This window comes from Plantibacter flavus (assembly GCF_002024505.1).
GTDB lineage: Bacteria > Actinomycetota > Actinomycetes > Actinomycetales > Microbacteriaceae > Plantibacter > Plantibacter flavus_A.
This window is the reverse complement of the sequence record NZ_CP019402.1, coordinates 898,741-924,730: the sequence shown is the minus strand read 5'-3', so window position 1 is coordinate 924,730 and position 25,990 is coordinate 898,741. Positions and strand designations below refer to the sequence as shown.

Genomic DNA, 25,990 nt, shown 5'->3' with positions numbered 1-25,990 from the left:
CTCGTCACCCCCGATACTTGAGGGGTCGACGCGACGGAGCAGACGGAGGTGACGCGATGGCCGGTCGGTCCAGGAGCATCGCCTCGCGGCTCTTCCTCGTTCAGCTCGTCGCGGTCGTCGCGATGACACTCGTCGCCGGTGTCCTGCTCTGGTTCCAGGCCCGTACCGAGACCGAGGACCGCGCGGTCGCGAAGTGCCTCGACGTCGCGAACGGCGTCGCGGACAACCCCTACGTCGTCGCGCAGCTCGGCTCGGAGCGCCCGTCGGACGCGCTCCAGCCGTACGCCGAGGCGCTCATGCGCGACACCGGCGTCGACTTCGTGACGATCATGGCTCCGGACCGCACCCGGTACACGCACCGTGAGCGCGACCAGATCGGCAAGCCGTTCATCGGCACGATCGGACCGGCGCTCGAGGGACGGACCTTCACCGAGACGTACACGGGCACGCTCGGCCCCTCGGTCCGCGCCGTGGCACCCATCCGTGACGGCGCCGGCGAGGTCGTCGCCCTCGTCGCCGCGGGCGTCACGGTCAGCAACGTGTCGGAGACCTTCGAGACCCGGGTGCCGTGGTTGCTCGGGACGGCCCTGCTCGTGCTCGTCATCGGCGCGATCGGCTCCTGGACGCTCCGCCGCTACCTCGCGCGGGTCACCGGGTCGCGCGGACCTGAGGACCTCGCCAGGATGTTCGACTACTACGAATCGGTGCTCCACTCGGTGCGCGAGGGGCTCGTCCTCGTGGACCGACACCGCCGTCTCGTGCTCGTCAACGACCAGGCGGCCGAACTGCTCGGGCTGCCGCTCGGTGAGCGTTCCCCGGGCGCGGTGCCGGTCGACGAGCTGCCGATCGACGCCGGCCTGCGTGAGCTCCTCGCGAGCGGGCGTCAGGCCGTCGACGAGATCCACCTCACGCGCGAGCACGTGCTCGTCGTGAACCAGGAGTCGGCGGTCGGTCCGGGCGAGACGGTGGGCCCGCACCCGCGTGGCTGGGTGATGACGCTGCGCGACCACACCGAGATCGAACACCTGAGCGGCGAACTGGCGTCCATGCGGACGATGAGCGACGCCCTGCGCTCGCAGACCCACGAGTTCGCGAACCGGCTGCACACGATCGTCTCGCTCATCGAGCTCGACCGGCGGGAGGAGGCGCTCGACCTCGCGGCGCAGGGACTCGGGGCCAGTCAGCGGTTGACCGACCGCGTGCTCGCGGCGGAGCACGAGCCGGTGATCTCGGCATTGCTGCTCGGCAAGACGGCGCAGGCGGCCGAGCAGGGGGTCGAGCTGCACCTCGAGAGCGACCCCGCGCTCGGACGCGTGCGCGTCGACCCGGCGGTGATCGTCACCATCCTCGGCAACCTCATCGACAACGCGATCGACGCGGCGTCCGGCCAGCGCCCGTGGGTGGAGGTCTACCTCGGACAGGGACTACCGGACGAGCTCGGTACCGAGCGGTCCGCCGACGCCGAGACGACGGAGCTCGTGATCCAGGTGACCGACAGCGGACCGGGCCTGCCCCCGGAGACCCTCGACCTCGCGTTCGCGCGCGGCTGGTCGACGAAGGAGCCCGGCCGCTACGGTCGGGGGTTCGGTCTCGCGCTGGTCCAGCAGGCCGTGACGCGGCTGGGCGGCACGATCGAGGTCGTCCGCGAGCCGTCCTCGGCGTTCGTCGTGACGCTGCCGGCCGCGGTCGGGGTCCGGGACGAGGCAGGCACATGAGCGGGCACATCCGGGTCCTGGTCGTCGAGGACGAACCGATCGCCCAGCAGGCCCACGCGTCCTATCTGCGCCGCGTGGAGGGCTTCGAGCTCGCCGGTGTGGCGGGCGATGCGGCCACCGCGATGCAGGCGCTTCGGGCCACTGCGGCCGGTCGCTCCCCCGACGACCGGATCGACCTCGTCCTGCTCGACCTCAACCTGCCGGACGCGCACGGTCTCGAGCTGTGCCGACGCATCCGGACGGCGGGTGTCGACGTCGACGTCATCGCCATCACCGCGGCCCGTGATCTCCGGATCGTCCGGGCGGCGGTCTCGGCGGGCATCGTCCAATACCTCATCAAGCCGTTCGCGTTCCCCGCGTTCGCCGACAAGCTAGAGGCGTACCGCTCCTTCCGGCACACGATGTCGGCGGAGGGCTCGGTCGCGAGCCAACACGAGGTGGACCTCACCCTCGCCACGCTGCGAGCGCCGTCCTCCCGTCCGCAGTTGGCGAAGGGGCTCTCGGAGGACACCCTGCGTCTGGTCTCGGACCTCCTCCGGCAGGCGGCCGGACCGCTCTCGGCGAGCGAGGCGGCGGCCGCCGGGTCCCTGTCGCGGGTGACGGCCAGGCGCTACCTCGAGTACCTCGCCGAGACGGGCGCCGTCGAGCGCTCGCCGCGCTACGGCACGCCTGGGCGCCCGGAGCTCGAGTACCGCTGGCGGTGAGCGGACGTCGGTCCCCACCCGGTCGCGCACCCCGGCCCCCTGAGCCGCACCCGGTCCCCGAGCCACCCCACCCGGTCCCTGAGCTTGTCGACGGGTCAGCTCGGGTTCACGACGGCGTAGATCTGGTTCCAGTTCGCGAAGCCCGTGACCGGCTCATCCGAGCCGTTCAGCATGATGTCCTCATCCACGGAGTTCGTCTCGCCGGTCGACGGATCGTAGATCTCGTAGTCGCCGTCGTGGAAGCCGATGATGAGCACATAGTGCTGCGGGATGGTGTTGTCACCGGGGCCGACGAGCAGCGGGACGGGGGTCCCGTCGTTCGCGGCGACCGCCGCCTCGGTGAGCGCCGCCCCTCTGCCGGAGTCGCCACCCAGGAGGTTGGTCCAGTCGATGTGGTAGTCGGTGCCGGTGCGGTCGGCTTCGTCGACCGCGCCGCCGGGTGCCGTACCCGCGACGTTCGGGTAATCGACCGGGCCGGGGAACAGGTCGTTCGCGCGGTCCTGGACGGCCTGCTGCAGGAACGTCATCCGATCCTCGGTCTCCAGACCGGCCGCGTCGGCCAGGTCGAGTCCCCGGAGGTAGTCGGGCACATGTCCGTCGAGGAGCTCGCCGGTCCGCAGCCAGTACGCGAGGAACGGATCGGACTGGGCGGCCAGGGTGATGAGCGTCGTCGATCCGCACGTCTTGTTGTTGTACTGGTCGAAGGTCTCGCCGTTCACCGTGGCGTCCCCGTTGTCGCCGACGCCGAGGTTCGTGAGTTCGTCGATCATGCGCTGACGTTCGCCGGGCGGAGCGTTCTTGATCGCGTCGGCGAGGGCGAGCACGGAGGAAATGCCGGCGCCGGTGGCGATCGCGCTCATGAGGAGGGCGCTGACGGCGGGATCGCCGGACTCCTCCATCGCCGCGAGGATGCGTTCGCGTTCGTCGTCGCTCATCGCGTTCCAGTTCTGGACGTAGTTCGCCCATTCCGTCTCGGAGAGGACCGAACCGTCCGGGTCGCCGTTCGGGAACTGCGTCCGCGAGACGAGGCCGTCCAGCCGTGTCTGACCCACGGGCACCTCGACGCCCGCGAGCACGGCGTGGCCCTCGGAGTCCGACAGTGCCCGCTGCAGCGCCTCACCGGCCGCCCATGCGTCGTCGTAGGCGTCGTGGCAGACGGACACGCCGTCGAGGATCTGGCCGGCCCCGCGGATGAGGTCCGAGATCACCCCGGCGACCTCTCCGGCTCCGGTGATCGGGTTGGTCATCGCCCATGGGTTGACGGAGATGTTCCCGATGGTCCGCTGACCGTCGCGGATGGTGTCCGCACCCGGATGGTGAGCGCTGCGGGCCGCGGTGATGGCGTCCGCGTAGTCGCGCAAACCGGTGGCCCCGGTCCGGAGCCCCTCGATCTCGCAGCCGACGAGGGTGTCGACGGACGCCAGGACGTGTGCCGCGCTCGCGCCGGTCACCCCGACCAAGGCGTCCGGCAGGCTCGATACCGTGACGGTGGAGAGCGTGGTCTGGATGGTCTCGGCGGCGAGCGCCGCGTGCTCGTACTGCTCCGCGAGCCCGTCGATGGTGGCCGGATCACCCGGCGGTGGGGTGTCCGCGAACGTGGAGGATCTGGGGATGAGCCCGACCGCGCGATCGACGAACGATCCGATCGAGGTGATGAAGCTCATCGGGTCGCCGCTCAGCGAACCGATGAAGGTGGCGAGCACGTCGATCTCGGCTGAACTCTTGGTGCGCAGTTCGGAGAGGTTCACGAGCGGTCTCCGATCCCGGCGGTACGGGTGGTCGTGGCGAGTCCGGAGAGGAGCTGCCGGACGACGGTCTGCAATCCGGCGACCGCGCGCAGCTCGGCGGCGGTCTCAGCGCTGCCGGCACCTCGACGACGCGCGTCGAGGAGGGCGTCGAGCAGGACGACCCCCGCCTGCTCGTCCGTCAGCATGCCGGCACCGAGGTCGATCACGGCGTCGAGACCGGCCGTGCGGACCACGCTCGCGACCTGTTCGGTGACGCCGGCGGGGACACCGGCCCCGCGGAGTTCCGCGGCGAGCGACGCGACCCGAGCGCCGGTCGCGGCCCGCTCGGACGCGTCACGGCGATCGGACGGGACCACCGTGGGTGGCGGAGCCTGTGGCGACGGCGCGGTCATGAGGCGTCCTCGGCGAGGGCCGCGTCCGTGCTGGCCATGGTGTCCGCGACGTGCTGCATCCACCGTGCGAAGTCGTCGAGCGTCTTGCCCGCCTCCGTCATCTCGGTCCGCCACGTCAGTTCGAAGGCGGCGGCGTTCGCGGCCACCTGCTCGTCGAGGAACGACGTGTCGAGGCACGTGGAGAACATCCCCGTCGCGCTCGTGGCCGCCCGACCCACCGTCTGGACGACCGCCGTCAGGCCCGCGTCGTCCACCTGCATCGTGCCACTCATGGGTCCCCGCTCTCCGATGCTGTTCGCGCTTGCCGGTCGATCCCGGTGATGCGCCTGATCCGATGGTTCCACCCTGTCCCCGCCAGCACCGGAAGACGATGGGCAGCACTACCCATCACCCGTCGGGCGTCGGACGTGGCGCACGCCGGGGCGTCGGTTACGGTGAGGGTGACGCGTCCGCCCGGGCGCCGCGGAAGGGGCCGTCATGCAGCAGATCCATCGCCGCCTCGCGACCGTGTCGCTGAGCATCCTCGTCGCCGCGCTCTGTTGCACGGGATGCGGCCTGTCGGCGGAACCTGTCGTGGCTGACGGGACCGACGACGCCCGGCTCGCAGCCCTTGCCGATGATCCGCTCTTCACGGACGGCAGCGTCAGCGGGCCGCAGGTTCCAGACACCTCCGCCAATGTCAGCGTGCAACGCGGGGCGATCACGGTCGATGGCCTCTGGCCGTCGGACGTGACCGCGGAACCAGGACCGAGTGGGCCCGCTTGGCCTGCCGCCACCGCCATGTTGGTCCAGCTGCGCGAAGCCGGTTGGCGGCCGGTGGCCGTCTCCTGCGAGCTGGATCGGTCGTCGGGCTTGGAGGGAGCGACGGTGTTCGCCACGAAGGAGTTCGGCGACTTCACCGCTGCGCTCGAGGCCGTGGTGAGGCCCCCGTCCTCGAAGCTCGTCGGCTACGTGCCCTTCCATGCCGAGGCCGACGACCCGTGGTCGGCGCACTCGGAGGTCCCCGCCGGATCGAGTTGCCTCGACGGCAGTGGGCCGCCGGTCGACGAGGGGTCCGTCCCCGACGACCTGGCCATCGCTCCCTGGTACTGAGCGGCGGCCGGTCCGGCCGGACGTGCGGGGCCGCGATCGGGCGGCAGCCGATCCCAGGGTCGACTCCGGGTGATCCCGGAGGTTCCAGGGGTTGCCACGCGCCGAAACGCGATATATCGTGAAGTCCAGTTCAACGCGATATATCGCGATCACTCGGAAGGAACCGCACCATGGCACAGGAGAAGTGGATCATCGCTCCCGGCGAGAGCCGCATCATCGACCTCGAACTCGTGAGACGGCTCAAGGTCGGCCTCATCGGCGGCCAGGTCGACATCATCGGACACGACGAGCCCGGCGCCCGCATCGAGGTGGGGGCCGTCACCGGCAAGGACCTCAAGATCACCATCGACGGCGACGTCGCCGAGATCGACCACCCGCAGCTGCGGTGGGACAACTTCCTCGAAGTGTTCTCGAACTTCGGCGCCAACCGCGCCACGGCCCAGGTCAGCGTCCTCGTCCCCCGCGACATCGCCCTGACGTTCGGCGTCGTGAGCGCCAGCGGACTGGTCGCAGGCCTCACCGCGGACGCCAAGCTCAACACGGTGTCCGGCGACCTCGTGACCGACCGGATGACCGGACGACTCGACCTCAACTCCGTGAGCGGCGAGCTCACGGTCCAGAACCACACGGGTCGCATCCAGGCGCACACGGTCTCGGGCGACGTCACCGTCTCCGGCGACATCACGCGCGCCTCGATCGACGGCGTCTCCTCCGACCTGCTCCTCGACATCCACGGTGCGTGCGAGCAGCTCGACCTGAACACCGTGAGCGGCGCGATCACGGTCCGCCTCGACGAGGAACTCGCCGCACGCTACACGGCGAACTCGGTCGGCGGCCGCCTGGCGATCGACGGCGTCGTCCTCAAGGGACTGCGCGGTGGCGGGTACAACTCGCACACGGGCGCCCTGTCCGGACAGTTCGCCGAGGTGCGCATGAACACCGTCGGCGGCGCGGTGACCGTCCTCCGCCGCCCGGCTGCTGAGCCGGCGGGCGCGGCCACCACCGCAGGGAGCGAGGCAGGCGCATGAGCCCCGTCTTCGCCCACGGCAGCCTGCGGCTGTACCTCCTGAGCCTGCTCGACGAGTCGCCGAAGCACGGCTACGAACTCATCCAGGCGCTCACCGACCGGAGCGGCGGCACCTACAGCCCGAGCGCCGGCACCATCTACCCGCGCCTCGCGAAGCTCGAGGAGGAGGGACTCGTCACGAAGACGAGTGACGGCCGGAAGACCGTCTACGAGATCACCGAGGCGGGCCGGGCCGAGCTCGCGGCACGGGCGGGTGAGCTCGACGGCATCGAGGACCAGCTCACCGATTCCGTCCGCCGTATCGCCGACGAGGTCCGCAGCGGGGTCACGGCGGCCATGAAGAGCCTCCGGGCCGATCTCGCCTCCGCAGCGCGCGAGGCGAAGCAGTCCGCGAAGCCCGGTCCGAGCTGGACGTCGACCGCCGAGGAGAGCGCCGATCAGAAGGTGCAGGGTCGCCTGGCGCTCCACGAGACCGACGTGTCGATCAACGAGTTCCGACAGGCGGTCCGAGCCGAACTCCGCGAGCACGTCGCCCGTGGGGGCGCGCTGGACGATGACACCGTGTCGGCCCTGCGTGCCGACCTCGTCGCCGTCCGCGACCGCCTGCGGGAGCGCTTGCAGGGCTGACCGCCCCGCCACGCGAGCCGAGACACGGAACCGCCCGACCCCTTGCTGGAGTCGGGCGGTTCCGTCGGCGCGGCGCGTGCGGTCGAGCTACCGTGCGGCCCCGGCCAGCGACCCCGTGGTCGCCGCGGAGTCGTAGATCACGCAGGTGACGAGCCGGTCGTCCACCCCGTTCCAGCTGGCCTCGGTCGGCGTGTAGTAGTTGAACTCGAGGTTGGAGTCCTCGTAGACGATCCCGACGAACGCCTGGAACTGCGCGTAACAACCGTCGTCGGCCTGCTGTGTGACGGCCTCCTCGCCGGGCCACTCGTCGCCGGTCAGCGTGACCTCGCCGTACACCTCGTACTGGTGGGGCTCGGAACAGGGCACGGTCGGCACCTCCGTGACCTCGTCGGACGACGACTCGTCGTTCAGGCAGTCGCCGACCGAAAGGGTGAAGACGTCCGTCGTACCTCCACCGACGATCTCGCCGGACTGCGCGTCCCGGGTCTCGGCGGGCTTCGGGAGGATGCCCTCCACGACACTGCACCCGGAGAGCGTCAGGGTCGCGGCGAGGGCGGCCAGGGCGAGCGGGAGGAGAGGACGGCGAGCGGTCACGATGAGGGTCCTTGAGGTGGGTGGTCGATCACGAGCGACTGTCCGGGCTCACAGCCAGGCAACAGCCGTCGATCAGGATATTGGTCGACCATCCGGGTCCGCCACTCCCCCGGTCGATGAACACTGCGTCACGGTCGGGTGACGATGCCTGTCCATCCAGCTCATCCCCGCTTGACTCCGGTTCCCGAAGGAGTAATATCGCCGCTCGTGACAACTGAGGGTCGAGAGCCCGGGACAGAACCACGATCGGCAAAACGCTGGTTGATCGGGGACCCGCTGCCGACCGAGAACCTGGAGGGCCAGCTCCTCCCCAAACGGCTCGCACTGCCGATCTTCGCGAGCGACGCTCTGTCGAGTGTGGCGTACGCGCCGCAGGAACTCCTCATGATCCTGACGCTCGGCGGGCTCGCCTTCCTGAGCTTCGCGCCGTGGGTCGCGGCGTGCGTCGTGATCCTCCTCGTCGTGGTCGTCGCGAGCTACCGCCAGCTCATCAAGGCGTACCCGTCGGGTGGTGGCGACTACGAGGTCGCCCACCGGAACCTCGGCGAGAAGGCCGGCCTCGTGGTCGCCTCCGCTCTCCTGGTGGACTACGTCCTCACGGTCGCCGTCTCGGTGGCCTCGGGCGTCGACAACATCATCTCCGCGATCCCCGGGCTGAACCCGTGGCGCGTCGAGCTGGCCGTCGGATTCGTCCTCGTCCTCATGGCCGTGAACCTCCGTGGTGTCCGGGAGTCGAGCAAGGCCTTCGCGATCCCCACCTACTTCTTCATCGCGAGCGTGCTCGTCATGATCGTCGCAGGACTCGCCCGCACCTTCATGGGCGACGCCCCGGTCGCTTCGAGCGCCGAGTTCACCGTGCAGGGTGAGAGCCTCACCCAGGCGGCGTTCATCCTGCTCCTCCTGCGCGCCTTCTCCTCCGGTTGCTCGGCACTCACCGGTGTCGAAGCGGTCTCGAACGGTGTGCCCGCGTTCCGCCGCCCGCAGATCAAGAACGCCCAGAAGACGCTGGTCCTCATGGGCGGCACCGCGATCGTGCTGTTCGTCGGCCTCACCGCACTCGCCCTCATCTCCCGCGTGCACTACGCCGAGAACGCCTGTCACCTCGAGGGGTTCGCGGACTGCGCGACGACGCCGCAGCCGAGCCTCATGGCACAGGTCGCGACCGCGGTCTTCGGCGCGAACAGCATCCCGTTCTTCCTCATCCAGGCGGCGACCGCGTGCGTCCTCCTCCTCGCAGCCAACACGGCCTTCAACGGCTTCCCGCTGCTCGGTGCGGTCCTCGCGCGCGACTCCTACGCCCCCAAGTCGCTCAACACCCGCGGCGACCGCCTCGTGTTCTCGAACGGCATGATCATCCTGGGTCTCGCCGCATGCGCGATCCTCGTGGTCTACCAGGCGAACCTCACCCAGCTCATCCAGCTGTACATCATCGGGGTGTTCGTGTCGTTCACGCTCGGCCAGACGGGCATGGTGAAGCACTGGCTGCGGATGCTGCGGGAGGGCTGCGACAACCGCGGCTCCGTCTACCGCGGACTCGCGATCAACGCGTTCGGCGCCCTGCTCACCGCGAGCGTCCTCATCGTCGTCACGATCACGAAGTTCACCCACGGCGCCTGGCTCGTCTTCGTGCTCATGCCGATCCTCTTCATCCTCATGCTCGGCGTGAACCGCTACTACCGCGACGTGGAGAAGGAGGTCGAGGTCGACCCGACCACGACCTTCGGCGCGACCGGCGACCACGCGATCGTCCTCGTCGGCAAGATGCAGAAGCCGATCCTCAAGGCGCTGGACTACGCGATCGCCGCGAAGCACGACAGCCTCGAAGCGGTCCACATGTCGATCGACCCCGAGGCCACGAAGCTCCTCGAACAGCAGTGGATCGAACAGAACATCCACGTTCCGCTCGTCATCCTCGAGTCGCCGTACCGCGAGTTCGCGATGCCGCTCGCGAAGTACATCAAGGCGCACCGTGCTGAGCACGGCGCCGAGGTCGTGACCGTCTACATGCCGCAGTACATCGTCGGGCACTGGTGGGAGAGCCTCCTCCACAACCGGCGGGCGTCGCGGATCCGCAACCAGATCATGCTCGTCCACGGCGTGACCGTCGCCCTCGTGCCGTGGCTGCTCGACTCCTCGGAACTCATCTACGGACGTCGGTCACGGCCGCTGCCCGGCCAGGAACGACGTGGCGAGATCGTCCGCGTCAAGAAGCCGATCGAGCGGAAGCCGCACATCGACCGCAACACGGGGCAGCCCCGCTCCTGATCGGCCACGCGCTCCCGCGACGGCGTGAGGGAGTTGTCGCAGACTGACAGACTGGGGACATGTTCACCTGGGGTCTCTCGCTGCTGTTCCTCGCGGCCGTCTTCGGGACGCTGTCGATGGTCCGCCTCATCGCCGCGAACCCCGACTCGCCGCTGCCGATGTGGCAGGGCCGCCCGCAGCGACTCCCGCAGTTCACGATCATCCTGCGCGGGCTGTCGGGCGGACTCGGCGTCTTCGGGGTCTTCCTGCTGTGGTCGGAGATCGGCTTCTGGAGCATCCTGCTGCTTGTCGTCGCCCTCGGGATCCCGATCGTGCTGAACCTCCGGCACAACCGCCGCTTCGAGGCATAGCCGCCGTGTTCCTTCGCCCATCTTCGGGCGAACGAACGCTCATTCGCCCATATTTGGACGAACGGGCGGCTAGGCGAGCAACGAACCGAGCCCGTAGCCGACCAGGGCTGCGACGACCGACGCGACGAGCATGCCCAACGCGTTCGTCAGTCCGGCCCGGGAACGTCCGTCGTGGAGCAGCCGGACGGTCTCGATGCTCGCGGTGCTGAACGTCGTGTACCCACCGAGCAGCCCACCCCCGAGGACGAGCCGCCACGCCTCGTCGACGACCCCGCCGAGGGCCAGCGCCGTGACGAGGCCGAGCAGGAGCGACCCGCTGACGTTGATGACGGTCGTCCCCCAGGGGTACGCGCCACCCACGCGGGAGCGAATGAGGCCGTCGACGACGAAGCGGGCAGCGGCGCCGACACCGCCGGCCGCCGCGATCGCGAGGAACAGCCAGGGGGTCATGAGCGGCCACCGCCGATCCGTCGAGCGAGGACGATGCCGCCCCAGCTCGCGACGACGCCCAGCACGACGCTCCCCACCGCGTACAGCACCCCCACGAGCGCGCTGCCCTCGATGAGGAGGACACTGCTGTCGGCCGCGAGCGCGCTGTACGTCGTGAAGCCGCCGAGGACGCCGGTGCCGAAGAACAGGCGGAGATCGCGTCGTCGGCCTACGTCGGGCCCGCGTCGGAGCAGCGACTCGAGGAGGAGACCGAGCAGGAAGGCGCCGACGACGTTGATGCCGAGGATGGCCACCGGGACACCACCGATCGGCGGGACCGCGAGGGAGATCGCCTCGCGGGCGCCCGTCCCGATCGCGCCACCGAGCGCGACCATCGCGATCGTGGCGGGTTGGAGGTGCGGAGCCCGTGTCCCCGTCGGAGCGGCCGTCACCGCAGGTCGCCGGCGGGGGCGTCCCAGAGTGGTTCGTCGGTGGCGCTCGGCGCGAGTGGGACCACGATCACCGGACGCGCCTGCCGATGGGCCAGCGTCGCGGCGACGGAACCGTTGAAGAACTCGAGGATGCCCTTCCGGAGGCCCCGCTCCCGGGTCCCGACGATGATCGCCCGGGCGGACACCGAATCGGCGAGTCGACCGAGGGCACACGCCGGGTCACCGGCGAGCTGGGTCATCTCCCACACGACGCCGGTGTCGTCGAGGAGACGGTGCGCCGTCGCCTCCAGGCCGGGATCGGCGGGCTCCGGGTCGAAGTCGTGCAGATCGGCGTCGAACGGGAGCGAGGTGACCGTGCCGTCGACGTTCTCGACCACGACGAAGCGGCTCGCGTCGACGTGGGCGAGGACGAGCCGGCAGGCGAAGGCCTGCGCGAACGACGCCGCCTCGACGAGCACGGTGTCGGGTTGCCCCGGCGTGACACCGACCACGATGGCGGTGGCCCGCTGCTCTCCGCTCATGTCGTCACTCCTCCTTCGCGCGCTTCGCGGCGGCCTTGGCCGCCTGCTTCGCCGCCCGCACCTGAGCGAGCGACTCCGGGTCGACGATGTCGGCGACGGACCGCAGACTGCCGTCCTCGCCGTAGGGCGCCGAGGCCTTCCGCCAGTCGGCCGCGTCGAGCCCGTACTGCTTGCCGAGCAGCGCGAGGAAGATCTTCGCCTTCTGCTCACCGAACCCCGGCAGGGCGAGCAGGCGCTTCAGGATCTCCGGGCCGTCTGGCGCGTCGCGCGTCCAGATCGCCTCCGCGTCGCCGTCCCAGTCGTCGACGATCGCGGCGCAGAGCCCCTGCACCCGGCCGGCCATGGAACCCGGGAACCGGTGCACGGCCGGACTCGTCTTGAAGAGGGAGGCGAACGCCTCGGGTTCTTCCCGCGCGATGGTGGCCGCGTCGAAGGAACCGAGGCGGTCGCTGATCTTCAGCGGGCCGGCGAACGCGGTCTCCATCGGCACCTGCTGATCGAGCAGCATGCCGACGAGCAGGGCGAGCGGGTCGGTCGACAACAAGCGGTCGGCGTCCGCATCTCCGGTGATGTGCAGGGTTCCGGTCATGGGTCCATCGTCCCACCACTCGGCGTGCTGGCCCAGCCCCGTTCCGTCGCGGTGTCGGCAGCGGTGCGCGCCGGACCGTCCCCGTACGAGCGCCCCGTCCACGGGCGGCATGGTAAGCTCAACGCTAGTCTTTATCGTTCCCTGGTAGGCGAAAGCCCCGGACGCCCCGCAAGCGCGGCCGGTCAGAAAATCATGAGGGGGTCTCGCATGGGTCGTGGCCGTCAAAAGGCAAAGCACACGAAGATCGCTCGTGAGCTCAAGTCGTTCAGCCCGGACGTGAACTACAACGCGCTCGAGCGCGAGCTCACGGGGCACTCCGTCGACCACCCGGGCACGGGCGTCGACGAGAGCTACGACGACGAGATCGCCAAGTGGGCTGAGTACGCCGAGAAGTACGCCGACGGTGAGGCGAAGGGCGCGTAGGCGCGTCCTTCCCACCGTTCCGGCGCGTCTGCATCAGCGGTTCGCCATCGCTCCGGCACGTCTCGGCCGGGTGATCTCCCAGACGAATGTCGGCAAATGGAGTTCTCACTGGGCGGAGACTAGCCTGGACGGATGAACACCGACGAACTCCGCGTTGCCGCCAAGAAGCGCCTGAAGGCGCAGCACGATTTCAAGCAGTTTCTCGCCGTCTGGGGTGCGGTCTCCGTCCTCCTGATCGTCATCTGGCTCCTCACCGGCGCCTGGGGGTACTTCTGGCCGATCTGGCCGATCTTCGTGATGGGCATCGCCCTGGTCTTCGTCGGGCTCGACGCCTACGGTCCGTCCAAGCACATCACCGAGGACGCCATCGACGCCGAGGTCGCGCGCCTCGTGAACCAGCAGCAGCAGCGCGCTGCCGCTCGCGAGGCCGCCTCGCAGCCGAACCCCACGCAGGCACCGTACGCCGGTCAGAGCGGGTACGAGCAGCACCCCTACCAGGCGGGCCAGACCGGCCAGGCGCCGGTGTACGACCCCGCACAGTACGGACAGACCACCGCTTACGACACCTCGCAGTATGCCGGTGGCCAGACGGGCGGATACGGCACGACGCAGACCCAGCAGGGCTCCCAGGCGACGCAGCAGTACGGCGCCTACCAGGCACCGTCGACCGAGGCTCCGACCGCTGAGGCTCCGGCCGCGGAGCCCACCTCGGACTGGGTGCGCGCCGCCGAGCCCACCCCGACCGAGCAGTTCGCCGCGGTCTTCTCCGGCACCGACCGCGCGCCCGAGGCCGCCGCCGCAGCGAACACCTCCGCCGAACCGGCCGAGTCGATCGTCCTGGAGTCGACGTCCACCGGCGACGCAGAGACCGTCGCAGCCGCCGCCGACGAGACCGAGGCGCGCCTCGCGAGCGACGAGACCGGAGCCGCAGACACGACCGGACGCGACGAGACCGTGTCGGCCACCGCACCGGCCGCGGCCGTGAGCGCGCCACGCACCTCGACCAGCCGGTCGACGACGACGCGTTCGACGACGGCTCGGAAGCCCGCCGCGAAGACGACCACGGCGACGGCCGCGGGGAGCACCGTCCGCAAGACGAGTTCGACGCGCGCCACCACCGGTTCGACGACGCCCAAGGCGGCAGCGGCCAAGACCACGACGCCGAAGACCGCAGCCGCGAAGGCACCGACGACGAAGACGACGGGCGCCGCAGCGAAGACGGCCACCGCGAAGGCACCGGCGAAGCCGCGCACGACGAAGCCGAAGGCGGCCCCGCGGCCACGCCGGCGCCGCTCGAGCAGCCCGGTACGCCGGAGTAGCAGTCGGTTTCTGAACGACGAAGCGCGCGATCCCCTCGGGGCTCGCGCGCTTCGTCGTTCAGGCAGGGCTCAGGAGAGCTGCGAGCGCTCCACCCACTCGAGATACTCCTCGGAGACCGTACCGGTGACGTACTCGCCGGTGAAGCAGCTCATCTCGAGGTCGCTGATGCCGGAGCCCTCGAGGATGGCGGCCTTCATGTCGGCGACCTCCTGGTAGATGAGGTTGTCAGCGCCCAACTCACGCGCGATGTCGGGGATCTTCTTACCGTGTGCGACGAGTTCCTGGCGGGACGGCATGTTGATGCCGTACACGTGGGGGTAGCGGACCGGCGGTGCGGCGGAGGTGAAGGTCACCTTGTTGGCACCGGCGAGACGCGCCATGTCGACGATCTCCTTCGACGTCGTCCCGCGGACGATCGAATCGTCGACGATGAGGATGTTCTTGCCCTTGAACTCGGAGCCCATCGCGTTGAGCTTCTGACGGACGCTCTTCTTGCGCTGCGCCTGGCCCGGCATGATGAAGGTGCGCCCCACGTACCGGTTCTTGTAGAAGCCCTCGCGGTATTCGATGCCGAGCTTCTGCGCGACCTGCATGGCCGCTGGACGGGAGGAGTCCGGAATCGGCATGACGACGTCGATGTCGCCCATCGGCGTGTACTCGGCGATGGTGTCGGCGAGCCGGTTGCCGAGACGCAGCCGGGCCTCGTAGACCGAGATGCCGTTCATGACGGAGTCGGGGCGCGCGAGGTAGACGTACTCGAAGGAGCACGGCACGAGCCGCGGGTTCTTCGCGCACTGCCGCGAGTACAGCTCACCCGACGCGGTGATGAAGACGGCCTCTCCCGGGGCGATCTCACGGACGATCTCGTAGCCGCCGGCTTCGAGGACGAGCGACTCCGAGGCGACCACCCAGTCGTTGCCGACCATGCCCGTCTGGCGCTTGCCGAGGATGAGCGGGCGGATACCGAACGGGTCGCGGAAGGCGAGCAGGCCGTGACCGGCGATGAGGGCGATCGTCGCGTAGGAGCCCTCGACCCGCTCGTGCACGTTCTCGACGGCGTTGAACACCTGGTCGGGATCGAGGTCGAGGCCGCTGATCTGACCCTGCAGCTCCGTCGCGAGGACGTTGAGCAGCAGCTCGGTGTCGCTCGTGGAGTTCACGTGACGACGGTCGACGTGGAACAGGTCCTTGCTGAGCTCGCGCGTGTTCGTGAGGTTGCCGTTGTGGATGAGCGTGATGCCGTAGGGCGCGTTCACGTAGAACGGCTGCGCCTCGCTCTCGTTGGCGGCGTCGCCCTTCGTCGCGTAGCGCACGTGGCCGAGGCCCATGTTGCCGAGGAGCGAGCGCATGTCGCGGGTGCGGAAGGCTTCACGCACCTGGCCCTTGGCCTTGACCATGTGGAAGGTGCTGCCGTCGGCGGTGGCGATGCCGGTGGAGTCCTGACCGCGGTGCTGGAGGAGCAGGAGGCTGTCGTAGACCTGCTGGTTGGCAGGCTCGGTTGAGACGATGCCGACGATGCCGCACATGCGTGGGGACTCCTTGGGGTTCGTGCTGGGCGAGTGGCGGAACGGAGGAAGGTGGGCCGGAGAGCGGTGGGACTAGTCGCGGTAGGCGCCGACGAGGCGGACGGCGCCGCCGTCGACCCCCTTGGCACCCTGTTCGAACGCGCTGAGGTCTGCGGCGTCGTCGCCGAGGTGCACGGTGCCGACCTGCCAGGTCGCGATCCCGTCGGCCTCGAGGGCGGCCGTGACGCCGTCGGCGACCGCCGGCGAGACGACGGCGAAGAACCCGACGCCCAGGTTCCAGGTGCCCTCGCTCGACTCGAGCGAGGATCCGGCCAGCTCGCTCAGGGTGCGGAACACCGGTGACGGGCTCCAGGTGGAGCGGTCGACCTCGGCCCAGGACCCCTTGGGCAGGACGCGCGCGAGGTTGGCGGCGATCCCGCCGCCGGTGACGTGGCTGAGCGAGTGGACGCCACCCGCGAAGGCCGGGGAGTCGAGCAGCCGCAGGAGGGGCAGGGTGTAGAGCCGCGTCGGCTCGAGGAGGGCCTCGCCGAACGTCGTGCCGAGCTCGTCGCTGTGGTCGGCGTACCCGACGCCCGCCTGGGCGAGGATGTGCCGCACGAGGGAGAAGCCGTTCGAGTGCAGGCCCGAGGAGGCGAGCGCCAGGACGACGTCGCCGTCCTCGACGCGGTGCTCACCGAGGATGGCGTCGGCCTCGACCGCACCGGTGCAGGCGCCGGCGACGTCGTAGTCGTCGACCCCGAGGAGTCCGGGGTGCTCCGCGGTCTCGCCGCCGATGAGCGCCGTCCCGGTGTCGGAGCAGGCCCGGGCGATGCCCGCGACGATGGAGGCGATGCGCTCCGGGTGGACCTTGCCGCAGGCGATGTAGTCGGTCATGAAGAGCGGCTTCGCACCGACCACGACGATGTCGTCGACGACCATGCCGACGAGGTCCTGGCCGATGGTGTCGTGCTTGTCGATGGCCTGGGCGATCGCGACCTTCGTGCCGACGCCGTCGGTCGACGTCGCGAGCAGGGGCCGACGGAAGGCCGTGAGGGCCGAGGCGTCGAACAGGCCGGCGAACCCGCCGAAGCCGCCGAAGACCTCCGGGCCGTGCGTCTTCGCGACGGCGGCCTTCATGAGCTCGACGGCGCGGTCACCGGCCGCCGTGTCGACACCGGCCTCCCGGTAGCTGGTGGATGAGGTCATGACCGTCCTGAACCTTCTGCGATGGGTGGATTCGGGGGCCGGACTCACCTGGCTCGGCACTGACGGAACCGGCAGGTTCCGCGTCGGCCGCGGGGGTCCCGGCTGGATGCACGTCAACTCTATCCGCTGCGACGATCCGCGTCCGTCGCGCCATGGAGCGGTCGATGAGGAGACCGACGACGAGGGCGATCGCGCCGAAGACCACGACGCACACGAGCAGGAGGAAGCCGAACACCTGGGTGAGCGAGTAGTCGGCGCTCCCCGGGAATGCGAAGGTGAGGATGAGTGCGGCGATGACACCGACGAAGGCACCGATGACGAGGAACCGCCAGTAGCGGGGTGACCGGCGCACCGAGACCGAACCGGAGGAGTACACGGTCGCGACCTCGGTGTCGGGCTCGGTCGAGGGCGTCGGACCGGTCGGTTCGGATGGGTGCTGAGCTTCCGGTGCTGGCTGCCCGGTGGCGTCTGTCATGCCTCCATTCTCCCCCACGATCCTGGGCATCGTGAACCGATGGTGAACGGCCGCGGTCGACGAGCCGACGGGTACGATCGAGCGGTGGACACGACGGGGACCGAGACGACCGATCCCGCTCCGATCCCTCCCGGCGACGCCCTGCTCTCGGCGGTCGAGTCCGCCGCCGCCGACGCCGGGTTCACGCTCGAGCCGGAGCAGCTGGAGGTGGCGAGGCGCCTGGCATCGCTCCGGATCGCCGACGATCGACCCGCACACCTGTACCTGTGGGGTGCGGCCGGGCGGGGCAAGACCTGGCTCCTCGACGCGTTCTTCGCAGCGCTCCTGACGCAGCGGCGGCGTCGCGTCCACTTCCACTCCTTCTTCCGCGGGCTGCACGCCGCGATCCACCGGGTCCGCGCGGAGGCCGCCGACGCGGCCCGCGCGACGGGCGAGCCGGGCGCCGCGTCCCGGGCGGCGGCGGGAGCGGTGACGAACGCGGTCGAGCAAGCCGTCGACGAGCTGCTCGCCGACGTGGACGTCGTGCTCTTCGACGAGTTCCATGTGCACGATCCCGGCGACGGCACCCTCATGATCCGGCTGCTCGAAGCCCTCTTCGCCCGACGGGTGACCCTGTTGACGAGCTCGAACTTCCGGCCGCAGGACCTCCTGCCGGACCCGGCGTACCATCACGTCTTCGAGCCCGGCATCGCCCTGATCGAGGCGAACATGCAGGTGCTCGAACTCGCCGGCTCGACCGACCACCGTCGCAGTTCGCCGGTCAGTCACCGCGACGGCTTCGCCCGTGGCAGCTGGTCCATCGCCGGCGAGGCCGCGGACGCCCGCCTCGCGACCCTCGGCCTCCATCGACCGGGGCCGGGCGAGGCGACGACGTTGACGATCAGTGGCCACACGTTCCACGCGGCCGCCGCGCGCGACGGCAGGGTGTGGTTCGCCAGCGCCGAACTCATCGAACGTCCGACCTCCGTGGGCGACTACCTCGCCTGGGCGGCGGACTACGACCGGTGGGTGCTCGACGCCCTGCCCGAATCCCATGCCCTCACCAGGGAGGCGCGCGCCCGGTTCGTCCTGCTCATCGACGCCCTGTGCGATCTCGGCGTCGAACTCCACGTCGTGGCCGCCACCGACCGGGAGACCTTCGTGACCGACCCCGCCCTCGGGCCGGGCGGCTTCGCCCGCGACGCGGTCAGGACGCGCAGTCGGCTCGCCCTCCTCCGCGAGGTCCGCTGACAGGCGCTCAGCTTCCGGCGAGCACGGCCCGCTCGAGGGCACGGTCCAGTCCGACGACGGGGCGGTCCGGACGCTGCGGCGCCACACCGCCGAGGGCCTGCAGCCAACCCCAGGTGTCGGCGACGGTCTCGGCGAGCGGACGACGACGGAGACCCGCCGCGAGCGCACGCGAGACGTCTCCGTGATGCATCGCGTCCGCGTGGGGTCCGGTCGGAAGCCAGACGGGGAGCTGGGTCCAGGGTTGGATCCCGGCCGCGAGCACCCGCTCCTGATCCACCCAGCGGAGGGTCGCGCCTGACCCGGTCGCGGCGATACAGGCGTCGAGCAGATCGCCCAGCGTGGCCGCCCGCGGCTCGCTCACGACGTTGAACGCACCACTCGCGCCCGTCGAACCGGCCGTGAGGAGGAAGGCCGCGAGATCCCGCGCATCGATGTACTGGATGGGGTCGGAGGCGGCGCCGGGGGCGAGCACCGCACCGCCCTCGGCGATCCGCGCCAGCCACCAGGGAAGCCGCCCGATGTTCTCGTGCGGGCCGAGGATGAGGCCCGCTCGCACCAAAACCGCTCGGTCACCGAACGCCTGCACGGCGGCCATCTCACCGCCGCGCTTGGCACGGGCGTAGTCCGCGAAGCCCTCGTCGTGCGCCGATCCGTCGACGACCGGCGCGTCCTCCGAAGCTCCGGCGGGAAGCGGGTCGGCGTAGACGGAACGGCTCGAGACGTAGACGTAGCTCCCGACCCGGTCGGCCAGCAGCGCGGCCGCGTCGCGGACGGCGACCGGAGCCCATGACCAGGTGTCGACGGCGAGGTCCCACGACCCGACCCGGAGCGCGTCGAGTCCGCCGGGCAGCGTCCGGTCGCCGTGCAGCACCGTGATCGCGTCCGACGGGGAGGACCGGTTCGTGCCGCGATGGAAGACGGTGACCTCCCAGCCGGCGGCGACGGCCTCGTCGACGACCGCTCGCCCGACGAACTCGGTACCGCCCAGGACCAACAGTCGTTTCGTGCTCATGCCTCCATCACAGCGCACGAGGCGGTGATGCACCACCCCGGTTCGCCGGGAGCAGCGGGCCCGAGTCGAGCGTCGCGTGCGGGCTACTTGCGACTGTGCTCCAGCGACCCGGCCCGCATGGCGGCCTCGTCGTTCAGGTCGACGCGTGAGGCCGTGTAGTAGCTGCTCCACTTGGCCGCGTGGTAGGCGGGGTTCATCACGAACCAATACGCCCGGCGCTTCCAGCCGTACTCCTTGTCGCGGACGATCCGCTTCGCATCACGGATGGCGCCGACGACGGTGTAGCCGATCTGCCGGGACCGCCGGAGCCGCGCCACGGGCTTGCCGATCCGACGCAGCGCCGTCGTCTCGTCGAAGATGCGCTTGCGGTACTCGTCGAGGGTGAGGTCGTTCGAGTGGATGACCCAGCCCCGCGGCGCGTACGCCTTCCGCAGGCCGGCCGCGATGATGTCGGCGCCGAACGCCATGTCCTCGGAGTACGGGAGGTCGCGGTACGGGATGTCGCCGAGCAGGAGTTCGCGGCGGGTCGCCGAATTGACGTCGGAGTAGAACGCGAGGGCGTCGAGCAGTCCGCCGTTGCCGTCGGCGAAGCCGTCGTTCGCGAAGACGGTCGTACCGAAGTCGGGCCCGAAGTTGTGGAAGACGTCGTGGATCTCGTACTTCAACAGCGGGAAGCAGGTCGGGCGGGCGATCTGCTTGCCCATGACGGCGACGACGTCCATGCCGTCGGGGTCGAGCGGCGCGGTGAGCTCATGGAGCCATCGCGAGTCGCCGGGGATGGCGTCGTGCGTGAGGTACGCGACATACTTCCCGCGGGCGAGGCGAGCGGCGAGCTGGCGGGTCCGGCCGTGGCCGAACTCACTGTTCGGGATGACATGCAGCCGGACGTCCGGGTGGGCGGCGACGATGTCGAGCGTGCGGTCCGTGGAACCCGAGTCGATGACGAGCGTCTCGAAGGTGCCGTCGTACTCCTGGGCCTCGATGGCGGAGAGGATCTGTTCGAGGTACATCTCGCCGTTGTACGTGGGGATGACGATCGTCGCGTCGAGCGTCGTCTCGGCAGGGGCTTCGATGTCGGAGGTCACCGCACCAATGTACCCGGAACGTCAGCGCGGCAGCAGCAGTGGCACGAGGCCCGTGAGGTCCGCGCGTTGGCCGGACGCGTGCACCGTGCCGCCCGCCATCGCCGTGGTCCAGTCGATGCGGCCTGAGGCGAGGGCGAGCCAGGTCGGCGCATCCATCTCGATGACGTTCGGCGGCGTGCCTCGGGTGTGGCGGGGGCCCTCGATGCACTGCACTGCGCCGAACGGCGGCACCCGCACCTCGACGGTGTTGCCGGGTGCCCGCTCGACGAGGAGCTCCAACAGGTAGCGGACCGCGGTCGCCGTGTCCGTGCGCGACGCCGGTGCGTCCCCGAGCGCCTGCTCCAGGGCAGCGCGACCGACGGCGTCCGTGATCCTGGGTCTGGCCATGCATTCGAGGCTAGGCCATTGCGCCTTAAGCTAGACGGGTGAAGATCCTCGTCCTCGGTTCCGGTGCTCGCGAGCACGCCATCATCAAGGCTCTCCTCTCCGAAGAGGCCGGGCACCACATCATCGCCGCCCCCGGCAACGCGGGCATCGCGGGCGACGTGACCGTGGTCGGCATCGACCAGGAGAACCCCTCGATCGTGCGCGACTTCGCCCGCGACGAAGCGGTCGACCTCGTCGTCATCGGGCCCGAGGCCCCGCTCGTCGCCGGCGTGGCCGACAAGCTGCGCGCCGCCGGCATCCCGGTCTTCGGCCCCAACCGCTCGGCGGCCGCGCTCGAGGGCTCGAAGTCCTTCGCGAAGCGGATCATGGACGAAGCCGGCGTGCCCACCGGTCGCGCGGTCCGCGCCGAGGACCTCGACGCAGCGATCGCCGCGCTCGACGACTTCGGTGCTCCGTACGTCGTCAAGGCCGACGGCCTCGCGGCGGGCAAGGGCGTCCTCGTCACCCACGACCGCGACGCGGCCATCCAGCACGCCACCAACTGGCTGGGCTACGGCGGCGTCCTCGTCGAGGAGTTCCTCGACGGCCAGGAGGTCTCCCTCTTCTTCATCACCGACGGCGAGACGGTGCTCCCGCTCTCCCCCGCGCAGGACTACAAGCGGCTGCTCGACGGCGACGCCGGCCCGAACACCGGCGGGATGGGCGCCTACTCCCCGCTGCCCTGGCTCGACAACCGCTTCGGGAGCGAGACGGCCTTCGTCGACGAGGTCCTGGAGACCGTCGCCGTCCCCGTCGTACGGCAGCTGGCGTCGGAGGGCAACCCGTTCCAGGGGCTCCTCTACGCCGGGCTCATCCTCACGGAACGCGGAATCCGCGTGATCGAGTTCAACGCACGTTTCGGCGACCCGGAGACGCAGGTCGTCCTCCCCCGGCTCGTCACCCCGCTGTCGGCGCTCCTGCTCGGCTCGGCCACCGGCACGCTCGACCAGCAGCCACGGCCCGCGTTCGCCGAGGCGAGCGCGGTGACCGTGGTGCTCGCGAGCCAGAACTACCCCGAAACGCCTGTCACCGGCCGGAGCATCACCGGCCTCGACGCCGCCGTCGCCGTCGAGGGGGTCCACCTCGTCCACGCGGCCACGGCCGACGTCGACGGTGGCCTGGTCGCCACCGGCGGCCGCGTCCTCAACGTCGTGGCGCTCGGATCCTCCTTCCCGGAGGCACGCGGACGTGCGTACGAGGCGCTGTCGCGCATCGAGCTCGAGGGCGGTCAGTACCGCACCGACATCGCCGCACGCGTCTCCTGATCGCGGCCCGGATGAGCGCAGCAGCGGGAACCGGGTCGTCGGCCGTCGTCGAGAGTCACGACGGCACCAGGCTGCACGTGGACGTGATCGGCGACGACGCCTTGCCGCCCCTCGTCGTCCTCGCCGGCGGTCCGGCGCGTCACCCGGTCTACCTCGGTGATCTCGCGGGCCTGAGCACCAGGCGTCGCCTCATCCTGCTGCACCAGCGCGGGGTCGGACGGTCCGAGAGCGGATCGTCGACCGCTGCGGCCAGCTGGCCGGAACTCGCCGAGGACGTCGAGGCCGTGCGTCGCTGGCTGGACGTCGACCGCGTCGAACTCCTCGGGCATTCCGCCGGTACCCGCGTCGCCGTGAGCTACGCCGCGCGCTACCCGCACCGGCTCGACCGCCTGTGCCTCATCACGCCACCCGCCACCTGGCTCGTCGACACGGACGACGACAGCGCGGAGATCATCGCCCGGCACGCGGCGGAGGACTGGTACCCCGGCTTCCTCGAGGCGCTGCCCGCGCTGCTCGCGGCGCCGGACTCCGCGTCGGGGAACCGCTTGTTCCCGGCGGTGGCGCCCATCGCCTGGGGCGAGTGGGACGACACCGCCCGCGAACACGAGCGTCTGGGCGCCTGGCACCCGGCCGCGCAGGACGCGTTCGTGCACACCCCCACGATCGACGAGGTCGAGGACATCCGCGACGCCCTCCGAACCGTCACGGCACCCGTGCTCGTGGTCGCGGGTTCCGAGGACGGCCTGACGGGACTCGCGCCCGTCGTCGCCCTCGCGCAGCGGTTCCCCCTCGGCCAGGCGATCGTGCTCGACGGGTGCGGACACTACCCCTGGGTGGAGCAGCCGCGATCCTTCGCCGCAGCCGTCTCCCCGTTCTTCCCCGTCGACTGAGGCGGTCCAGGACCGCAAGCCCTGTCGACGGGCGCTGCCGCCGTGTTGACTGGGAGGGTGCAGACGTTCCTCCCCTACCCCGACTTCCTGGCGAGTGCCGAGGTCCTCGACGACAAGCGGTTGGGCAAGCAGCGGGTGGAGACGCTGCAGGTGATGAAGGCGCTCATCGTCCCGGGGTACGGCTGGCAGCATCATCCGGTGACGGCGATGTGGCGAGGGTATCGGCCCGCGCTCATGGACTACCAGGTCGCCACCTGTGCGGTCTGGGTCGGCCGAGGTCGCGCCGACACCTGCCTCGAGAAGACCCTGCTGGCACTCGCCGACGCCCCGGACGACCTCGAAGCCTACGAGGCGGACGACTTCGAGCTGCCGCCGTGGCTCGGGCGGGCCGACGTCCATCGCTCCCACCGGTCCAAGCTCCTCGCCAAAGCGCCGGAGCTCTACAGCGGCATCTTCCCCGACGACCCGGCGACGCTCGACGACGTCTGGCCGGTGCCGACCGACTGATGACGGACAGTGTCGACGTGACCTTCGACGACGAGCTCGACGCGGCCGTCCGGGCTCGATGGCGTGCCCTGGCCGAGGCCGGCCTGCCGAGCTTGTCCACCCATCAGGGTGCCAGCAACCGTCCGCACGTCACCCTGGCCGCCGGGGCGACGCTGGAGCTGCAGGGACGACCCGACTTCCGACCGTTCCCCGTCCGCCTCGGCGCCCCGCTGTTCTTCCCTCGTCGGTCGGGCGCGGTCCTCGCGCTCGGTGTCGTCCCAGGGGTGGCTCTGCTCGAGCTGCACGACCGGATCGCCGCGCTGGTCCAGGGCGCCTTCGACCACACTCGGCCGGGGTTCTGGACGCCGCACGTCACGCTCTCCCGTCGGCTGACCCGGGAGCAGACGGCCACAGCGCTCGACACCTTGGCTGCGATCGGCCCGTACCCGGACGGACGGGTCCTCGGCCTCCGATTCTGGAACGGCGGCACCAGGACGGTCAGCGACCTCGTCGATCCCTGAGCCGACCCGGTGTCGTCGCTCCGAACGCGTCACTCAGCGGCTGCGCGACTCGCCGCCTCGGCCGCTGCGGTCGCTTGACCGTGCTGGGTCTCCGGGGTCGACCAGGACGCCGCCTTCGGCTTCTGGAAGAACAGCACCACGACGGCGCCCACGAGCGCCAACGCTGCGGGCAGGAGCAGCGACTGGGCCATCGCGGTGGTGAAGCCGGCGTGCAGGAACTCGGGCAGCTCGCCGCCCGTCACCTCGCTCACGCCTCCGGTCGCCCCACCGGGAGCGGCGGGCAGCTCGGCCGCGAGACGTCCCTGGATGAGCGCGGCGATTGCGGCGCTGCCGAGCACGGCTCCGATCTGACGGGTCGTGTTGAACACACCTGAGCCGGCGCCGGCCTGGTGCTGCGGGAGCCCCCGGGTGGTGAGATTGGAGACCGGGCCCCACATGAAGCCGTTGGCGAGACCGAGGACGGCGCTCGGGAGGAGCAGCATGAGGATCGGCTGCTCCGGCGTGAGCAGGATCGAGTACCAGCCGAGCGCGAGGGCCAGCAGGAGGAGCCCCGCGAGCGCGAACCACTTCGGGTTCACGCGGTCGATCGCCCGTCCGACCACGGGCGCGAGGCCGGCGGAGAGCACGGCCATCGGGACGAGCATGAGCGCGGACTGCGTCGGGGTCAGGCCGCGGACGGTCTGGTAGAAGAAGACGAGCGGCAGCGACATGCTCGTGATCGTGAACCCGATCGTCGAGATCGCGAGGTTGCCGACCGAGAAGTTGCGATCGCGGAACAACGCCAGCGGGAGCAGCGGCTCACCCTTCATGACGGCCTGCCACACGACGAACAGGCCGAGGACGACGACGCCGGCGATGATGAGACTCCACACGGTGATCGGACCGGTGATCGTGCCCCAGTCGTAGCTCTGGCCCTCCTGGATCCCGAACACGAGGAGGAACATCCCGAGTCCGCTGAGGACGACCCCGAGCACGTCGAACCTGTGCGGGTGCGTGGCGAGCGCGGGGACGTTGCGCCAGACCATGATGAAGCCGATGACACCGACGGGCACGTTGATGAAGAAGATCCACTCCCACCCGAAGCCGTCGACGAGCACGCCGCCGAGGATCGGGCCGACGAGCGTCGCGACACCGGCGGTCGCTCCCCAGAGACCCATGGCCGCGCCACGGCGATCCGGCGGGAAGATGCGCGTGATGACGGCCATCGTCTGCGGCGTCATGAGCGCCGCACCGAGACCCTGCACGACGCGGGCGACGATGAGCATCTCGATGGAGCCCGACAGGCCGCACCAGAGCGAGGCGAGGGTGAAGACGACGAGACCGGTGAGGTAGAGGTTCTTCGGGCCGAAGCGGTCGCCGAGACGACCGGTGATGAGCAGCGGCACGGCGTAGGCGAGCAGGTAGGCGCTCGTGACCCAGATGACGTTGTTGATGTCGGTGTCGAGGCCGCGCATGATCGCGGGGTTCGCCACGGACACGATGGTCGTGTCGATGAGGATCATGAAGAAGCCGATGACCAGGGACCAGAGCGCCGGCCAAGGGCGCACGGCCCCCTTCGCAGGAGACGGGACGCCGGCGGGCGGCGGCGTGGGGGATGCGGACATGATGTCCCTTTCTGCATGGAGGACGGGTTCGCGTTCG

Annotated in this window: 28 protein-coding genes and 1 pseudogene; 14 read left to right on the top strand and 15 right to left on the bottom strand. The window is 70.3% G+C overall.

Annotated features, from left to right (window positions below; translation table 11 throughout):
• Positions 1–56: 56 nt before the first annotated feature.
• Together BWO91_RS04360 and BWO91_RS04355 are read left to right on the top strand one after the other, a co-directional pair.
• The gene (locus BWO91_RS04360; RefSeq protein ID WP_079001477.1) at positions 57–1,715 is read left to right on the top strand and encodes an ATP-binding protein; all 1,659 of its coding nucleotides are present in this window, start codon (positions 57–59) and stop codon (positions 1,713–1,715) included.
• On the top strand, positions 1,712–2,419 hold the full coding sequence (locus tag BWO91_RS04355; RefSeq protein WP_079001475.1) for a response regulator: 708 nt from the start codon (positions 1,712–1,714) through the stop codon (positions 2,417–2,419). The genes BWO91_RS04360 and BWO91_RS04355 overlap by 4 nt, the downstream gene beginning before the upstream one ends.
• 95 nt (positions 2,420–2,514) lie before the next feature.
• Here the strand turns inward: BWO91_RS04355 and BWO91_RS04350 are convergent, their stop codons facing one another.
• Genes BWO91_RS04350 through BWO91_RS04340 form a run of 3 tightly spaced genes read right to left on the bottom strand, consistent with a single transcriptional unit; the run spans position 2,515 to position 4,831 of the window.
• Positions 2,515–4,167 (bottom strand): hypothetical protein, encoded by a 1,653-nt coding sequence (locus BWO91_RS04350; protein WP_079001473.1) that lies wholly within the window; start codon positions 4,165–4,167, stop codon positions 2,515–2,517.
• Positions 4,164–4,559, bottom strand: a complete 396-nt coding sequence (locus tag BWO91_RS04345) for a hypothetical protein (RefSeq protein WP_079001471.1) — start codon at positions 4,557–4,559, stop codon at positions 4,164–4,166. Before BWO91_RS04345 ends, BWO91_RS04350 begins: the two co-directional genes overlap by 4 nt.
• Positions 4,556–4,831 carry a hypothetical protein gene (locus BWO91_RS04340; protein ID WP_079001469.1) on the bottom strand — a complete coding sequence of 92 codons (276 nt, stop codon included), beginning with the start codon at positions 4,829–4,831 and terminating at the stop codon, positions 4,556–4,558. The genes BWO91_RS04345 and BWO91_RS04340 overlap by 4 nt, the downstream gene beginning before the upstream one ends.
• A 205-nt stretch (positions 4,832–5,036) precedes the next feature.
• On the opposite strand from BWO91_RS04340, the gene BWO91_RS04335 reads away from it, so the two are divergent.
• The 3 genes from BWO91_RS04335 to BWO91_RS04325 all read left to right on the top strand — a co-directional run bounded on the left by BWO91_RS04335 (position 5,037) and on the right by BWO91_RS04325 (position 7,305).
• A complete protein-coding gene (locus BWO91_RS04335) occupies positions 5,037–5,651 on the top strand; it encodes a hypothetical protein (protein ID WP_079001467.1) in 615 nt (204 codons plus the stop codon).
• Positions 5,652–5,821: 170 nt separating this feature from the next.
• Complete coding sequence (locus BWO91_RS04330; RefSeq protein ID WP_079001465.1) at positions 5,822–6,679, top strand: DUF4097 family beta strand repeat-containing protein; 858 nt, start codon at positions 5,822–5,824, stop codon at positions 6,677–6,679.
• Complete coding sequence (locus tag BWO91_RS04325; protein ID WP_064294217.1) at positions 6,676–7,305, top strand: PadR family transcriptional regulator; 630 nt, start codon at positions 6,676–6,678, stop codon at positions 7,303–7,305. Before BWO91_RS04330 ends, BWO91_RS04325 begins: the two co-directional genes overlap by 4 nt.
• A gap of 87 nt (positions 7,306–7,392) precedes the next feature.
• Here the strand turns inward: BWO91_RS04325 and BWO91_RS04320 are convergent, their stop codons facing one another.
• Complete coding sequence (locus BWO91_RS04320) at positions 7,393–7,899, bottom strand: septum formation family protein (protein WP_240555679.1); 507 nt, start codon at positions 7,897–7,899, stop codon at positions 7,393–7,395.
• Positions 7,900–8,160: 261 nt separating this feature from the next.
• On the opposite strand from BWO91_RS04320, the gene BWO91_RS04315 reads away from it, so the two are divergent.
• Together BWO91_RS04315 and BWO91_RS04310 are read left to right on the top strand one after the other, a co-directional pair.
• A complete protein-coding gene (locus tag BWO91_RS04315) occupies positions 8,161–10,164 on the top strand; it encodes an APC family permease (RefSeq protein WP_430929536.1) in 2,004 nt (667 codons plus the stop codon).
• Between the two features lie 59 nt (positions 10,165–10,223).
• Positions 10,224–10,514: a hypothetical protein gene (locus BWO91_RS04310; protein WP_079001460.1), complete on the top strand. Its 291-nt coding sequence runs from the start codon at positions 10,224–10,226 to the stop codon at positions 10,512–10,514.
• A 69-nt stretch (positions 10,515–10,583) separates the two neighbouring features.
• Here the strand turns inward: BWO91_RS04310 and crcB are convergent, their stop codons facing one another.
• Genes crcB through BWO91_RS04290 form a run of 4 tightly spaced genes read right to left on the bottom strand, consistent with a single transcriptional unit; the run spans position 10,584 to position 12,505 of the window.
• Positions 10,584–10,964 carry a fluoride efflux transporter CrcB gene (crcB, locus tag BWO91_RS04305; RefSeq protein ID WP_056008696.1) on the bottom strand — a complete coding sequence of 127 codons (381 nt, stop codon included), beginning with the start codon at positions 10,962–10,964 and terminating at the stop codon, positions 10,584–10,586.
• Complete coding sequence (locus tag BWO91_RS04300; RefSeq protein WP_346425819.1) at positions 10,961–11,395, bottom strand: fluoride efflux transporter FluC; 435 nt, start codon at positions 11,393–11,395, stop codon at positions 10,961–10,963. Before BWO91_RS04300 ends, crcB begins: the two co-directional genes overlap by 4 nt.
• Positions 11,392–11,916, bottom strand: a complete 525-nt coding sequence (locus BWO91_RS04295) for a universal stress protein (protein ID WP_079001456.1) — start codon at positions 11,914–11,916, stop codon at positions 11,392–11,394. Before BWO91_RS04295 ends, BWO91_RS04300 begins: the two co-directional genes overlap by 4 nt.
• Positions 11,917–11,920: 4 nt before the next feature.
• Positions 11,921–12,505 (bottom strand): HhH-GPD-type base excision DNA repair protein, encoded by a 585-nt coding sequence (locus tag BWO91_RS04290; RefSeq protein ID WP_079001455.1) that lies wholly within the window; start codon positions 12,503–12,505, stop codon positions 11,921–11,923.
• 207 nt (positions 12,506–12,712) lie between these two features.
• Here BWO91_RS04290 and BWO91_RS04285 point away from each other — a divergent pair, with 207 nt between their 5' ends.
• Both BWO91_RS04285 and BWO91_RS20190 read left to right on the top strand, forming a co-directional pair.
• Positions 12,713–12,928, top strand: coding sequence for a DUF3073 domain-containing protein (locus tag BWO91_RS04285; RefSeq protein ID WP_064294210.1), 216 nt, complete (start codon positions 12,713–12,715; stop codon positions 12,926–12,928).
• Between the two features lie 132 nt (positions 12,929–13,060).
• Positions 13,061–13,264: pseudogene (locus tag BWO91_RS20190) on the top strand (2TM domain-containing protein); the annotation flags it as partial.
• A gap of 1,052 nt (positions 13,265–14,316) precedes the next feature.
• On the opposite strand, the gene purF reads toward BWO91_RS20190, so the two are convergent.
• The 3 genes from purF to BWO91_RS20000 all read right to left on the bottom strand — a co-directional run bounded on the left by purF (position 14,317) and on the right by BWO91_RS20000 (position 17,434).
• A complete protein-coding gene (purF, locus tag BWO91_RS04275) occupies positions 14,317–15,774 on the bottom strand; it encodes an amidophosphoribosyltransferase (RefSeq protein ID WP_064294208.1) in 1,458 nt (485 codons plus the stop codon).
• Positions 15,775–15,846: 72 nt separating this feature from the next.
• Positions 15,847–16,959, bottom strand: coding sequence for a phosphoribosylformylglycinamidine cyclo-ligase (gene purM, locus BWO91_RS04270; RefSeq protein WP_071262413.1), 1,113 nt, complete (start codon positions 16,957–16,959; stop codon positions 15,847–15,849).
• A complete protein-coding gene (locus tag BWO91_RS20000; RefSeq protein ID WP_205847574.1) occupies positions 16,907–17,434 on the bottom strand; it encodes a DUF2273 domain-containing protein in 528 nt (175 codons plus the stop codon). Before BWO91_RS20000 ends, purM begins: the two co-directional genes overlap by 53 nt.
• 84 nt (positions 17,435–17,518) lie before the next feature.
• On the opposite strand from BWO91_RS20000, the gene zapE reads away from it, so the two are divergent.
• Positions 17,519–18,664 (top strand): cell division protein ZapE, encoded by a 1,146-nt coding sequence (gene zapE, locus BWO91_RS04260; RefSeq protein WP_167620434.1) that lies wholly within the window; start codon positions 17,519–17,521, stop codon positions 18,662–18,664.
• Positions 18,665–18,671: 7 nt separating this feature from the next.
• Here the strand turns inward: zapE and BWO91_RS04255 are convergent, their stop codons facing one another.
• The 3 genes from BWO91_RS04255 to BWO91_RS04245 form a co-directional block, all read right to left on the bottom strand.
• Positions 18,672–19,676 carry an NAD-dependent epimerase/dehydratase family protein gene (locus tag BWO91_RS04255; RefSeq protein WP_079001449.1) on the bottom strand — a complete coding sequence of 335 codons (1,005 nt, stop codon included), beginning with the start codon at positions 19,674–19,676 and terminating at the stop codon, positions 18,672–18,674.
• An 83-nt stretch (positions 19,677–19,759) separates the two neighbouring features.
• Positions 19,760–20,761 carry a glycosyltransferase family 2 protein gene (locus tag BWO91_RS04250; protein WP_240555676.1) on the bottom strand — a complete coding sequence of 334 codons (1,002 nt, stop codon included), beginning with the start codon at positions 20,759–20,761 and terminating at the stop codon, positions 19,760–19,762.
• A 21-nt stretch (positions 20,762–20,782) separates the two neighbouring features.
• Positions 20,783–21,148 carry a sterol carrier family protein gene (locus tag BWO91_RS04245; RefSeq protein WP_064294203.1) on the bottom strand — a complete coding sequence of 122 codons (366 nt, stop codon included), beginning with the start codon at positions 21,146–21,148 and terminating at the stop codon, positions 20,783–20,785.
• Positions 21,149–21,186: 38 nt separating this feature from the next.
• Here BWO91_RS04245 and purD point away from each other — a divergent pair, with 38 nt between their 5' ends.
• The 4 genes from purD to BWO91_RS04225 are packed head-to-tail and all read left to right on the top strand — an operon-like array spanning position 21,187 to position 24,349.
• Positions 21,187–22,452: a phosphoribosylamine--glycine ligase gene (gene purD / locus BWO91_RS04240; protein WP_079001447.1), complete on the top strand. Its 1,266-nt coding sequence runs from the start codon at positions 21,187–21,189 to the stop codon at positions 22,450–22,452.
• 11 nt (positions 22,453–22,463) lie between these two features.
• Entirely contained in the window at positions 22,464–23,342 is an 879-nt protein-coding gene (locus BWO91_RS04235) for an alpha/beta fold hydrolase (protein ID WP_079001445.1), read from the top strand.
• A 57-nt stretch (positions 23,343–23,399) separates the two neighbouring features.
• Positions 23,400–23,849 (top strand): MSMEG_6728 family protein, encoded by a 450-nt coding sequence (locus BWO91_RS04230; protein WP_079001443.1) that lies wholly within the window; start codon positions 23,400–23,402, stop codon positions 23,847–23,849.
• A 17-nt stretch (positions 23,850–23,866) separates the two neighbouring features.
• Positions 23,867–24,349 carry a 2'-5' RNA ligase family protein gene (locus tag BWO91_RS04225; RefSeq protein WP_167620433.1) on the top strand — a complete coding sequence of 161 codons (483 nt, stop codon included), beginning with the start codon at positions 23,867–23,869 and terminating at the stop codon, positions 24,347–24,349.
• 29 nt (positions 24,350–24,378) lie between these two features.
• Here BWO91_RS04225 and BWO91_RS04220 read toward each other — a convergent pair whose 3' ends face one another.
• The gene (locus BWO91_RS04220) at positions 24,379–25,953 is read right to left on the bottom strand and encodes a DHA2 family efflux MFS transporter permease subunit (RefSeq protein WP_079001439.1); all 1,575 of its coding nucleotides are present in this window, start codon (positions 25,951–25,953) and stop codon (positions 24,379–24,381) included.
• Between the last annotated feature and the right edge of the window lie 37 nt (positions 25,954–25,990).